This is a genomic window from Phytoamicus setariae, from assembly GCF_016722925.1.
Taxonomy (GTDB): Bacteria; Pseudomonadota; Alphaproteobacteria; order Rhizobiales; family Rhizobiaceae; genus Rhizobium_E; species Rhizobium_E setariae.
Genome location: NZ_JAEQNC010000003.1, coordinates 411,737 through 424,050, shown reverse-complemented (window position 1 = coordinate 424,050; position 12,314 = coordinate 411,737). Strand labels below are relative to the sequence as shown.

Genomic DNA, 12,314 nt, shown 5'->3' with positions numbered 1-12,314 from the left:
GATTTCCGTTCTTGGTTCGAAAATCTCCAGTGTCATGACGGGCATCCTTCTGCAAGCGCTGCGTGTCTATAACCACAGCTATGAGACAGGACGATGACAGGTGTCGGCCTAGGGCTTTGACAGCCGCCGCATAACCACGGAGTCGATCGCGCTTTTGAGATCGGCGGGTGCGACAGGCTTGATGAGGACCAGATCTGCACCGCTGGCCATCAACCTCTCGTTGGTTTCGGATGTTGCATCGGCGGTCAGAACGATGACGGCAGGGGCGTGAGAGCCTTGATGCCGCTGGTTTTCACGCAGGCGGGTGATAAAGGCGTCACTCTTGCCATCGGGCATCGAATCGTCGGTGAGCAGCAGGTCTGCGCCCTCGGCCAGTATCACCTCGAGGGTGGCGAAGTTTTCCGCCAGCCGAACGCTGTGACCGGCGCCTTCCAGGATTGCCCGGCACAGCATCGCATTGACGGGGTCGTCTTCACCGAGCACGATCGACAGGGCCGTTGCTGTCGGTGGTTTGATTTTTTCGTGCGATTCGGCCGACGTGTCGCCATCGCTCGGCTCGGCTGAGAGCGTTGGAAAGTCCTCATCGCGCGCCAGACGGCTTTCGAGGCCCTTGAGCTTGCCGGTCAGGACATCGATCAGCGATTGTTCGCGCAACGGTCGGATGAGCCAGCTATGGTAGCTGGTGCCGGACATTTGCGCCGGACGCGATTCCGGATTGACGAGAAAAATTCTTTGCGCCTGCTTGAGCCGCGGGTCACGACGCAGCGATGCGACGAAATCGCCGTCCAGCCGATGATCGACGATAATGCTGTTGAAGGGCACATGCCTGTCGAGAATTGCCCCGACTTCCTCGAGCCGAGATGCCGAAACCGTGTCTGCGCCCAGCCCTGCGAGCGTTTCGGCAAGTGCGGCTGCGGCGGGGCCGGCGGGTGCAAAGACCAATACGCGGGAGCCGGCGAGTTCACGCCCGCTGCGCAGCGGCTCGTCTCTGCCGGACGCAAGCGGCAGTCGGATCGTAAATGTGCTGCCTTCTTCGATACGGCTTTCCACGGCAAGCTCACCACCTGTCTCGGCCATGATCCGCGCGGAGATTGCCAGTCCCAGCCCAACCCCGCCTTCTCGTGCGCGGCTGAGGTCTCCCTGCTCGAACTCTCCGAAGATGCGCTGCGTTTCGGCCTCGTTCATGCCCGGACCGCTATCGGTGATGCGGACGACCAGCGACTGTTCTTCAAGCGTCATGCTCACCAGCACGCCACCAGTTTCGGTGAATTTCACCGCATTGCCGATGACGTTGTAGAGAACCTGGCGAAAGCGTGCCGCATCGAATGTCAGCATTTCCGGTAGGCGCGAATCGATATGCGCGCCGATCTCGATGCCCTTGGCATGGGCCCGACTGGAAAGCATTTCGACGGTGCTCTCGATCAGCGGCCGGATGGCATCGCGTTTTGTGCGGATCTGGAAGCGGCCGGCCGTCAGTGACGAAAAATCGAGCAGGTCCTCCACCAGGTTCGCAAGTGCAGTTCCCGATTGCCTGACGCCTTCGAGGTAATTCGCTTGTTCCGGGGTAAGCTTGGTGCCCGCCAGCAGGTGGCCCATCCCGAGCAGACCGCTCAGCGGCGTGCGGATTTCGTGGCTCACGGTGGCGATCAGGCGCGACTTGAGATCGCTCTCTTCTTCTGCGCGCAGCCGTGCCTGCTCGTGCTGAAAGGCATCGGCGCGCTCGTTGGTCACGTCGCGCGCAATGCTCTGGATAACCAGATTGTCGATTACAGGGTCGCGGGTCACGACATCGTGCCACAGGAACGTCCTGTTGCCGCGGGAGGTTGAAAACATGACATCGTAGGCATGAAGCCCGGACCCCGGCCGAAACCGGATGCCGAGTTCGTCGCAGGTTTTGCCTTCGGGACGCTCCCAGCCGCTGATGCGGCGAAAGGTATTGTTTGCCGACAGGATAACTCCATCGAGGCTGCGCCTCAAAGTGATGTCGCCCATCGCATCGTGGATGGAACCAATCGTCATGCCGCCCAGGACCGGGTCGTCGGTGTCGGCGAGCCGCTTCTCCTGATTGGCCTGTTCATTCCTGCGGGATTCGGCGATGCGCGCAGATTGCCGGTTTCTGAACCAGAGCCAGATTAACCCTCCTGCGAATGCCGCAGTGGCAAAGCACAATATGCCGGTCAGGACGCCAAAGCGTGAGCCGATGGAAAATGCGAGTGTCAGCGAAACAGCGCCGCCGCCCAGCAGCCAATATGCAAGCAGGCCGGATGTGGCCGGTGATTTGGCGTCGCCGGCGAAAGTCGCATCGCTCGCTATGTCCGCGCTGTTGAGTGGGCTGACGAAACCGCTCCCGGCGTCCGCGCGCAAGTAATCTGGCTCGTCGAAAGCCATCGCAACGCGGCGTTGAAGTTTTTGCGGTTCGCTCATGCCTTAGGTTTAGCATGAGGGGACTTACAAAAGCCTTGCGGAGCTACGTTAACGATTTCTAGCGCGCCGTTTCTTCGGCCTTTCGATTGAAAAAGATTTCGTGGATCCCGACAGCGGTCGCGCCCAATGTTATCAGGCTATCCGCTAGGTTGAACACCGCGAAAGACCACGTTTCCGTGTAGAACAGGACGTAATCGACCACGTGTCCATAAATGAAACGGTCGACAATGTTGCCGATTGCACCGGCGATGATCATGCAGAAGCCCAGGTGGATCAGACCCGCTTGCCGGTTTGCGCCCTTCCACCACCAGAAGACAAAAATGACGATCAGTACCCGCATCGCGACGATCATCCAGCCGCTCATGCCGGACAGGAAGGAGAAGGCAACGCCCTCGTTCCATGTGCGATATAGACCGAGATGCGGAATGACCTCTACCAGCTGCTGGAATGGCAGATAGGCCTCCACCAGATACTTGATCAGCTGATCGAGGATGACGGCAATGACGATGAACAGCGCCGCCACGGGCGGTCGTGAAAACAATGCGGTTTTTTCAGCCATCGATATCTGCCAGGGTCAGGAGGTGTCGGCGCGCTTCGAACAGCACGACGCCGGTCGCCACAGCGAGATTGAGCGAGTCGGCGCGGCCTTGTTGGGGAATGCGCACCTTGACATTGGCCGCCTCCGCCAGATCGTCAGGCAGGCCGGCCTGTTCGTTGCCCATCAGCAGCACCACCGGGCGCGATTTGTAATCGGCCTTGCGGTAGTCGATTGCGCCCTTGAGATGGGTCGCGATGACATTCGTTCCTGATGATTTCTGCCATTTCAGGAATTCGTGCGGCGTTGCGCGCGTCACCGGCAGCGAAAAGATCGAACCCATTGTGGCGCGTACGGTTTCGAGTGCGAAGGGATCCGTTGTCTCGCCGACCAGGATGACGCCGGATGCGCCGGCTGCATCGGCGGTGCGGATGATGGTGCCCAGATTGCCGGGATCGCGTACGCGGTCCAGTGCCACAAAGGTTTCATGTGGTTTGGGCCTGATGTCGAAAAGGCTCTGCCAACGTGATTTGAAGATGCCGACGACCATTTGCGGATTGTCGCGATGGGTAACCGAGGAGAGCACTTTCTCGCTCACCTCCAGCACCAGTCCCCCCGCCGCAATCGTCCGTGCCGCTGCCCTCTCGACCAGTGGCTTGCCCTGGCCAGCCTTGGAATAGATCAAAGTTTCGATCTTCCAGCCGGTTTCCAGTGCATCGAGCACCAGTTTGAGGCCTTCGGCCATGAAGGTTCCGCTGGCTTCGCGGTTCTTCTTGACGCTCAGTGCCTTGATGTCCTTGATGATCGGATTGGCAAGCGAGGTGATCTCCTTGACCTGTCCGGGGCGTCTTGGACCGTCCTCGTGGCGGTGATCGCTCATGCTTTTGTCCATCGGCTAAAGAGGGAGGTGGAAAGGGCGCGTGCCGCCTGATCCGGAGTCGAGGGTGTTTCACGAATGATGAGCTCGCCGGATTCGACCAGCCCGCCCATGCCGCGCATTGTTTCCATCATCAGCTCATGCATCGAATAGAAACTGGCGCGGATCGAATAGGCTGTCAGCACCAAACCGATTGCATCCGGGGCCAGCAGGTCGCGGCAAATATCGAGCATCGAGGGCAAATGGTCGAACAGCTGCCACACTTCCCCATCCGGTCCGCGGCCGAACTTCGGTGGATCGGTCAGGATGATATCGTACCGGTTGCCGCGCCGCTGCTCGCGCTCGATGAATTTCATCGCATCGTCGAGGATCCAGCGGATCGGCTTGTCGGTCAGCTGTGCAAGGTTCTGGTTCTCCTTGCCCCAGCCTATCGCCTTCTTGGAGGCATCGACATGGGTCACTTCGGCACCGGCTTCCGCTGCGATCAGCGAGGCGACACCCGTATAACCGAACAGGTTGAGCACCTTGGGCTTGCGGCCATGGGCGCGAACCTGCCCGCGCATCCACGACCAGTGAACGAGCTGTTCGGGGAAAACGCCGGTGTGGCGGAACGAGGTGAACCGCCCGAAGAAATCGACGCCCAGCAGCCGCATTGGCCACGTCTCGCCAAGGGGTTGGTTGGGAAAGCGCCAGCGGCCCATGCCTTCTTCGTCAGTGTCGCCGGTAAAGACTGCATCGGCCTTGTTCCATTCGGTCGCCGCAAGCGCCTTTGGCCACAGGGCCTGCGCCTCGGGGCGGATGACCTTGATGGTGCCGTACTGTTCGAGCTTCTCACCATTGCCGCTGTCCAGCAGGCGGTAGCCGGTATCGCCTGACGTTTCCAGAATGACGGGTGCCTTCTCTGCGGGGCGTGGGCCCTTGCGCATCGGCATGAAAATGGGAGTGGTTGCCGCCGCCGCCTGGCGCTCGCGTTTTACGGGGGCTGCCGATGGCACGCGTTCTTCCCGCTTCCGGGCAGGTGCCGCGGCTGATGAACTGTCCTGACGCGGAGGCCGCACCTTCGGGCGCGAGTCCTGCCGCGCGCCGGGCGTCTTGGGTCCGCGCGGATGGTTTTTGCTTTTCACGCTGTCTCTTCTTCTCAATTATGCGACATCGGCGTTGAAATAGCACCCTTGTGCCTCTTGGCAAAGCGCTTTGACATCGGCATTAAGGGATCAATCGATTGGCAGACTAGGGAGAATTACGATGGATATGACGGGCGAAGAGCGTATTCCCGCAAGCCGGGACGTCGTTTGGGCAGCACTCAACAACCCCAATGTGCTGCGCAAATGCATTCCTGGATGTCAGACCATGGAAAAGAAATCGCCGACCGAGATGACCGCCACGGTGAAGATCAAGGTCGGGCCAGTGTCGGCATCCTTCAAGGGGGACGTAACGCTTACCGATCTCAATCCGCCGGAAAGCTATACGATAACCGGTGAAGGCTCGGGCGGCATTGCAGGCTTTGCCAAGGGCAGCTCCGAAGTGCGGCTGACCGAGGATGGCGACGCCACCATTTTGAACTATACCGTCAAGGCGCAGATCGGTGGAAAGCTTGCGATGCTTGGTTCTCGGCTGATCGATTCGTCATCGAAGAAGCTCGCAGCCCAGTTCTTCGAAAAGCTCAACAAGGCCATCGCCAAGCGAGCCGAGCCTTCCGAGGCGTAATCACGATCTCCGCATTCACCTGGATGCGGAGATCAACTTTTCCGTATTGATCTCTTCGAGCCGGCTGCGCTGCTTGCCGGCTTCTTCCCGCCATTTGCGCGCTTCCTGAGCTTCCTCGCGGGCTTTCTTGCGATACTTGCCCTGCGCGAGCCAGGTCACGGCCGAGCCGATCAGCACGCCGCTCATCAAGGCCAGAAACAGAAAGACGAAGAACGGCAGCGATACGGACAACACCGTATCCTCGGGCCGGAAAGGGTTGAGTGCGAGCGTTACCAGATGACGGTTGGCGACCGAAAGCACGATCAGCACGATCGCGACCGGAACGAGGATCAGGATTTTTATCAGGCGCGTGATCATCGAGCCGAACTCCCTTCATTGAAACCCAGAGCAATTGACTGGGTTCTGAACTGTCCCGCTTCTCAAATCAAGATGCGACTGCTGTCGGCTGATATCAATCCTCGTCGTCGTCCTCGTCGGCCAGATCGGGATTGAGACGCTCGCGCAACTCCTTGCCGGTCTTGAAGAACGGTACCCATTTCTCTTCGACGAAAACAGAATCGCCCGTGCGCGGATTGCGACCCGAGCGAGACGGTCGGTTCTTCACCGAGAATGCGCCGAAACCACGCAGTTCGACACGATTTCCGCCGGCAAGCGCATCGGTGATTTCATCCAGAACCGCGTTGACGATGTTCTCGACGTCTCGATGGTACAGATGCGGATTTTTAGCTGCGACAATTTGTACCAGTTCAGACTTGATCACGAGCGCCCCCCTTTGATGTTTTTCAGCTCTTTATCATTATCTTTCAAACTGCCAAACCGAAACCAGACCGTCAAGCAGCATCTTGTCTTCGCCCAGCTTTCCCAGTGTGTTAGCGCCATCTAGCCACGTAAAACCGGTCCATTGCAGGATCTGATGCGCCAACCCGCCCAAAAGATAGGAGGATCCTGCCTTTGGCGGCGCCCAATCGACGATCGGAAGATTGGAGTCGATCTTTCGCGTTGTCAGGAAGGCCCGGATCTCATCCATGCCACCGATCTTGTCGACCAGCTTTTCCTTCACGGCCTGCCTGCCGGTGAAGACGCGGCCGTCAGCCACCTTCAGCGCTTCGGTTTTCGACAGGCCACGCCGCTCGGCCACGAGATCGACGAACCAGTCGTAAGTGTCCATCACGGTTGCGCGCATGACCGATTTGGCTTCCTCGCTCGCGTTATGGAAGGGCGATGGCTCTGCCTTCAGTGGGGTCGACTTGATCTCCTCAAGTGACACGCCGATCTTGTCGAGCAAGCTCTGAATCTGGGGATACTGGAATATGACGCCGATCGAGCCTGTGATCGACGTATCGCCGGCGACAATCTGGTCGCCGGCGATGGCGACCATGTAGCCGGCGGAAGCCGCCAGGGTGCGCACGTCCGAAACGACGGGCTTCTTTGCCGACACCTTGCGAATCGCCTTGTAGAGCTGTTCGCCTCCATAGGTTGTGCCGCCGGGTGATGAGATCGAAACGATCAGTGCCTTCACGGTGTCCTTGCGGGCGATCTTGTCGAGCCGTTCGATAAGCTCTCCGTTGTCCTGGATCGTGCCGGAAATGGTCACGCGGGCAATGTGGTCACGATCGGTCGGGTCGGAAAGAGACCCCCCGTTTGCCAGCATCCACAAAAGCACGATCGCGGCAGCGATGAACAGGAAGGAGAAAATGCGCCAGAAGGTCAGCTTGCGCCGGATGCGCCTGCGCTCGGCTATGTCATTGACACTCATGGAAGGGAACTCACGTTGTTGATTGCGATCACAAATAGCGCGGTCCGGTGCAGAATGAAACACTGCTCGCGTGAATCGGCCGCGCTCTGGCCAAAAACTGGACGCATCCGGCAAAGTCAGCCACAGCACATTGTATTTCCGCCATGTTTTGCCTATGTGTCTGCGAGGCAATTTGCCGACCATCAGGACATGACATGGATATCCGCGCCAGCACGATCATACCGGCTACGGGAGCGGCGACCGCTTATAGCAGGGCGCTGTCGCATTCCGCGCGCGTGCGCCGGCTGAAGATCCTGTTGCCGATCGCCGCGCTCGTCATCTCATTGTGCTTCGTGGCGGTTTCCTGGGTCCGTACCATTTTTCCCGACAACCTTTCGATCGGCGGCGCCAAGATCGAGAATGGCAAGGTGGTGATGGAGAAGCCGGCCATTTCAGGTCGCAACGAAGACGGCATCAGCTACTTCATGAATGCCCGCCGCGCCCTTCAGGATATCATCAATCCCAATGCGATCACGCTGGAGGATATCGAGGCTGCGGTGCCGATCCGAGGCGATCTTGTCGCGCGCGTCAAGGCACAGGCGGCGGATTTCGACCGCTCTACCGACAAGCTGCATCTGACCAAGCCCTTCGTGGTGACGTTGTCTTCCGGCGTGGTGGTAGATTTCCAGTCGGCACGGCTCGATGTGCACGCGGGGCGGTTGGAAACACTCCAGCCGGTTGCAGTGAAGGCAAAAGATTCAACACTTGTTGCGAAGAGTCTCAAGATAACCGATAAGGGCAGGGTAATCCTCTTCGAAGGCGATGTCTTGGTGACGATCAATCCCGCCGCCTACCGCACGAAAGAAAACCAGGGGCAAGCGACGCCATGAGGCTAATTCCATTTACTTTTTGCCTGGCCGCGGCCGGCATGTTCGCAACGACGATCTCCCCGCTCCAGGCACAGGAACAGTCCAGCCAGATGAAGGGGTTGGCGCTGTCCAACGACAAGCCGATCCAGATCGAAAGCGACAGCCTCGAAATTCGCGAACAGGAAAAGCGGGCGCTGTTCAACGGCAATGTCAAGGTTGTGCAAGGCACCATGACGCTGATGTCCGAGCATATGATCGTCTATTACAAGGGCAATGCCGGCAAGATAGCCGAGGGTGGCTCCGATATCGACCGCATCGAGGTCGACGGCAAGGTATCCCTGGTTTCAGCAGACCAGAGTGCCCGTGGCGACAAGGGTTCGTTCGATATGCGCACCGAGATCCTTATGCTCGAGGGCAAGCAGGTTGTGCTGGCGGACGGAAACAATGTCTTCACCGGCTGCAAGCTCACGGTTCAGATGAAAAACGGGCAGGCAAAACTCGACAGTTGCGGTGCGCGCGTAAAGATCCTGATCGATCCGAAGTCCCGCAAGACCAACTGATCCCGGCAAGACCTTGAAAATTCCCTTCATTACAAAAGTCATCGAGAAGGACGCCAAAGCGCTGTCCGAACAGGATGCCGCCAACAAGGCGCGCTACGAGGGCACGCTGATCGCGCGCGGGATCACCAAGACCTACAGCGGGCGGCGCGTGGTCAATGGCGTCTCGCTTGTCGTGCGGCGCGGCGAGGCCGTCGGCTTGCTCGGCCCGAATGGCGCTGGCAAGACCACCTGCTTTTATATGATCACCGGTCTCATTCCGGTCGATCAGGGGCACATCGAGATCGACGGCAACGACGTCACCTGGATGCCGATGTACCAGCGGGCGCGGTTGGGCGTGGGATACCTTCCCCAGGAAGCCTCGATCTTTCGCGGACTGACAGTCGAGCAGAACCTTCGCGCCGTGCTCGAAGTCCGCACCAAAGAAAAGAGGGCCCTTGAGGAAAAGCTCGAGTCGCTGCTTGAAGAATTTGCCATCACCCACCTGAAAACGTCGCCGGCGGTGGCTCTTTCGGGTGGCGAGCGCCGGCGGCTGGAAATTGCCCGGGCGCTGGCGAGCGATCCGGCCTTCATGCTGCTGGACGAACCTTTTGCCGGCGTCGACCCGATCTCGGTCGCCGATATCCAGAATCTCGTTCGTCACCTGACGCGCCGCGGCATCGGCGTATTGATCACCGACCATAATGTGCGCGAGACCTTGGGCTTGATCGATCGCGCTTACATCATTCACGCAGGCGAGGTGCTGACGCATGGTCGGGCCGCCGATATCGTCAGCAACCCGGATGTGCGTCGTCTCTACCTAGGCGAGGATTTTAGTCTCTGAGGCCGCAAGATTGCCGGTTCCGGGGGCGGGCTATTTTCGCCGTTTCAACACTCCCTTTCAAACAAGGCTTGACCCGGTCGTGAATCTAAGCAATTTTCGGGCCAGTTTTAGATTTTCGCTTTCCGGAACGTCACCGGGCCCGGAATTCTTGCTGGGTTAGGGAGTGTTGCGTTCGCCATGGCCTTGTCTGCAAGCCTTTTTCTCCGGCAATCCCAGTCGCTAGTGATGACCCCGCAGCTGATGCAGTCGATTCAGCTGTTGCAGATGACATTTCTCGAGCTCAATCAGTTTATTGCGCAGGAAGTTGAAAAGAATCCCTTGCTCGAATTGGCATCCGGCCAGGACGATGGTGCAGGCGATTTCTCCCAACCGCAGGATGGCAGCCCGCGCGAGGGCGATCATCACGCCGGCGGCGATGAAACCCCGTCTCAGCATGTGGCTAGCGAAGGTTTCGAAGGCGGGGATTTCGCTGCCTACTCCGATACGCATGCGGAACGACTATCGGATGTGCTGGACACCGGCTTCGATAACGTCTTTCAGGACGATGGCGGCCCGCGCCGCGCCGATGCGCCCGAGCTTCTTCAGCAATGGAAGTCTATGCCGGGAAGTCTGGGCGAGAGCGGCGATGCCTACGACCTGGATGATTTCGTCGCCGGCCAGGTGACCTTGAAGGAACATCTTGCGCAGCAGATTCCCTTTGTGTTGCCGAGCGATGTCGAACGCCTGATCGCGCGTCATCTCACCGATCAGTTGGATGAAGCCGGTTACATTCAGCACGAGCTGGACGACCTCGCAGTGCGTCTTGGCGTCAGTGAGCAGGCCGTGGCCGCCGTTCTTGCGAAATTGCAGCAGTTGGATCCGCCCGGCGTGTTTGCTCGCTCGCTCAGCGAATGCCTGGCGATCCAGTTGCGGCTCAAAGACAGGCTGGACCCCGCGATGCAGGCGCTGCTTGCCAATCTCGATCTGCTCGCCAAGCGTGATTTTGCTGCACTAAAACGCATTTGCGGCGTCGATGAAGAAGATCTCATCGAAATGCTGGGTGAAATCCGCGCGCTCGATCCCAAGCCCGGCAGTGCGTACGATACGTCGCCTTCTGAATCCATCGTTCCGGACGTCCTTGTCTCGGCTGCCGCAGATGGCGGCTGGACTGTCGAGCTCAATCCTCAAACCTTGCCGAGGGTGCTGGTCAATCAACAGTACTACGAGAAAATCTCCCGCAGCCTTGGCAAGGGCTCCGAAGACCAGGCCTTCCTGAGCGATTGCATGCAGAGCGCCAGTTGGCTGACGCGGAGCCTCGACCAGCGCGCACGCACGATCATGAAAGTTGCGAGTGAAATCGTTCGTCAGCAGGATGCCTTCTTCGCGCAGGGTATTGAGCATTTGCGCCCTCTCAACCTGAAAACGGTGGCCGAGGCGATCAAGATGCATGAATCGACCGTCAGCAGGGTGACGTCGAACAAATACATGCTGACGCCGCGCGGCCTGTTCGAGCTCAAGTACTTCTTTACGGTGTCGATCGCCTCGGCTGAGGGCGGTGATGCACATTCAGCGGAATCGGTTCGGCACAGGATCCGGGCGATGATCGCCAGTGAAACTGCGGATGCCGTGCTGTCGGACGACGACATCGTCGAAAGCCTCAAGCGCGGCGGTGTAGAAATTGCCCGCCGTACCGTCGCTAAATATCGCGAGGCGATGAACATCCCTTCCTCAGTGCAACGAAGACGCGAAAAACGTGCTCTGTCAAAGGTATCGGGTTTCTGCGAAGCCTGATTTTCCGGTATTTCCGGGACAATCGGAGTTTGTATTGCGAGCGGTTCTAGACCACGGTTTCCGTAGGGCCCTTGACTCTGCCGGGAGCCAGAGCTAGAAGCCCGCCGCCATATGCGCTGTTTCTGGTCGGTGAGGTCGTGGGCCTTCATGAGATGGGGACTGCAAACAGAAACGCTTGGATGAATGACCGGGTTGGAATAAGCTGCATTTCGATAGTTTGCGATTGCGTCGGGGAACAACCGGGGTCGGCCGCCAATTTACGGTACCCAGTTCCGGAAAAGTCTGTCTTGCTTGCGCGGTCGCGGAGACTTTTCCGGTAGCAGAAGCCCGTCCGGAGAAGTCAGTTTCAGTGCGGGCTTTTAAAACGTTGAATGCAGGAAGGATAACACCATGAGTGTTCGTGTGACCGGCAAGCAAATGGATATCGGCGACTCGTTCAGAACCCGTATTACGGGCAACATCAACGACGCCATAGCTAAATATTTCGACGGTGGTTTTTCAAGCCAGGTTCTCGTGGAGAAGGAGGGGGCTCGATTCAACGCCGATTGCAAGATCCATCTTGATTCCGGTGCCAATCTGCATGCCGAAGGCCGCGCGAATGACCCTCAGCTGGCATTCGATTCCGCCCTCGAAAGAATTGAAAAGCGTTTGCGCCGCTACAAGCGCAAGCTTCGCGATCACCATCATGGCGAGAGCCGTTCGGGATCCGAAATTGCTTACTCGGTGTTTGATGCTGCGGTCGATGAGGATCATGAGATCGAAGCGGATTTCGCGCCGGTCATTGTTGCGGAAACCACCAAGAAACTGGGGACCATGTCGGTTGCCACGGCTGTGATGGCGCTCGATATGACAGACGAACCGGTCCTGATGTTTCGTAAGCCAGGCTCTTCGGAGCTCAACATCGTCTATCGCAGGAATGACGGCAATATCGGATGGATCGATTCGGCCAACATGAAGGCCTGATGGATACTCTGCCACAACGAAAACGGGCTGGCGAAAGCGCCAGCTCGACGATAC

The 12,314-nt window shown here is 58.6% G+C and carries 13 protein-coding genes; 6 read left to right on the top strand and 7 right to left on the bottom strand.

Going from position 1 to position 12,314, the window contains the following annotated elements; all coding sequences use genetic code 11:
* Positions 1 to 108: 108 nt before the first annotated feature.
* From JJB09_RS07275 to JJB09_RS07260, 4 genes are read right to left on the bottom strand one after another with little or no spacing between them, the layout of a single operon-like run.
* On the bottom strand, positions 109 to 2,424 hold the full coding sequence (locus JJB09_RS07275; RefSeq protein ID WP_201655326.1) for an ATP-binding protein: 2,316 nt from the start codon (positions 2,422 to 2,424) through the stop codon (positions 109 to 111).
* 58 nt (positions 2,425 to 2,482) lie between these two features.
* Positions 2,483 to 2,983: a signal peptidase II gene (lspA, locus tag JJB09_RS07270; RefSeq protein WP_201655324.1), complete on the bottom strand. Its 501-nt coding sequence runs from the start codon at positions 2,981 to 2,983 to the stop codon at positions 2,483 to 2,485.
* Entirely contained in the window at positions 2,976 to 3,839 is an 864-nt protein-coding gene (locus JJB09_RS07265) for a TrmH family RNA methyltransferase (RefSeq protein WP_201655321.1), read from the bottom strand. Before JJB09_RS07265 ends, lspA begins: the two co-directional genes overlap by 8 nt.
* Positions 3,836 to 4,978 carry a class I SAM-dependent methyltransferase gene (locus tag JJB09_RS07260; RefSeq protein ID WP_425523691.1) on the bottom strand — a complete coding sequence of 381 codons (1,143 nt, stop codon included), beginning with the start codon at positions 4,976 to 4,978 and terminating at the stop codon, positions 3,836 to 3,838. Before JJB09_RS07260 ends, JJB09_RS07265 begins: the two co-directional genes overlap by 4 nt.
* Positions 4,979 to 5,081: 103 nt before the next feature.
* On the opposite strand from JJB09_RS07260, the gene JJB09_RS07255 reads away from it, so the two are divergent.
* Complete coding sequence (locus JJB09_RS07255) at positions 5,082 to 5,543, top strand: SRPBCC family protein (protein WP_201655319.1); 462 nt, start codon at positions 5,082 to 5,084, stop codon at positions 5,541 to 5,543.
* Positions 5,544 to 5,558: 15 nt separating this feature from the next.
* On the opposite strand, the gene JJB09_RS07250 is transcribed toward JJB09_RS07255, so the two are convergent.
* The 3 genes from JJB09_RS07250 to sppA all read right to left on the bottom strand — a co-directional run bounded on the left by JJB09_RS07250 (position 5,559) and on the right by sppA (position 7,299).
* A complete protein-coding gene (locus tag JJB09_RS07250; protein ID WP_201655316.1) occupies positions 5,559 to 5,900 on the bottom strand; it encodes a DUF1049 domain-containing protein in 342 nt (113 codons plus the stop codon).
* Between the two features lie 94 nt (positions 5,901 to 5,994).
* Positions 5,995 to 6,303 carry an integration host factor subunit beta gene (locus tag JJB09_RS07245; RefSeq protein ID WP_201655313.1) on the bottom strand — a complete coding sequence of 103 codons (309 nt, stop codon included), beginning with the start codon at positions 6,301 to 6,303 and terminating at the stop codon, positions 5,995 to 5,997.
* A gap of 36 nt (positions 6,304 to 6,339) precedes the next feature.
* A complete protein-coding gene (gene sppA, locus JJB09_RS07240; RefSeq protein ID WP_201655310.1) occupies positions 6,340 to 7,299 on the bottom strand; it encodes a signal peptide peptidase SppA in 960 nt (319 codons plus the stop codon).
* Positions 7,300 to 7,493: 194 nt separating this feature from the next.
* Between sppA and JJB09_RS07235 the strand changes: the two genes are divergently transcribed.
* The 5 genes from JJB09_RS07235 (at position 7,494) to hpf (ending at position 12,260) form a co-directional block, all read left to right on the top strand.
* A complete protein-coding gene (locus tag JJB09_RS07235) occupies positions 7,494 to 8,168 on the top strand; it encodes an LPS export ABC transporter periplasmic protein LptC (protein WP_201655307.1) in 675 nt (224 codons plus the stop codon).
* On the top strand, positions 8,165 to 8,707 hold the full coding sequence (locus tag JJB09_RS07230; protein ID WP_201655304.1) for an LptA/OstA family protein: 543 nt from the start codon (positions 8,165 to 8,167) through the stop codon (positions 8,705 to 8,707). Before JJB09_RS07235 ends, JJB09_RS07230 begins: the two co-directional genes overlap by 4 nt.
* Positions 8,708 to 8,747: 40 nt before the next feature.
* Positions 8,748 to 9,527 (top strand): LPS export ABC transporter ATP-binding protein, encoded by a 780-nt coding sequence (gene lptB, locus JJB09_RS07225; protein ID WP_343228997.1) that lies wholly within the window; start codon positions 8,748 to 8,750, stop codon positions 9,525 to 9,527.
* Positions 9,528 to 9,704: 177 nt separating this feature from the next.
* Positions 9,705 to 11,297, top strand: a complete 1,593-nt coding sequence (rpoN, locus tag JJB09_RS07220; RefSeq protein WP_201655299.1) for an RNA polymerase factor sigma-54 — start codon at positions 9,705 to 9,707, stop codon at positions 11,295 to 11,297.
* 390 nt (positions 11,298 to 11,687) lie between these two features.
* A complete protein-coding gene (gene hpf / locus JJB09_RS07215; protein WP_201655296.1) occupies positions 11,688 to 12,260 on the top strand; it encodes a ribosome hibernation-promoting factor, HPF/YfiA family in 573 nt (190 codons plus the stop codon).
* The last annotated feature ends 54 nt before the right edge of the window (positions 12,261 to 12,314 follow it).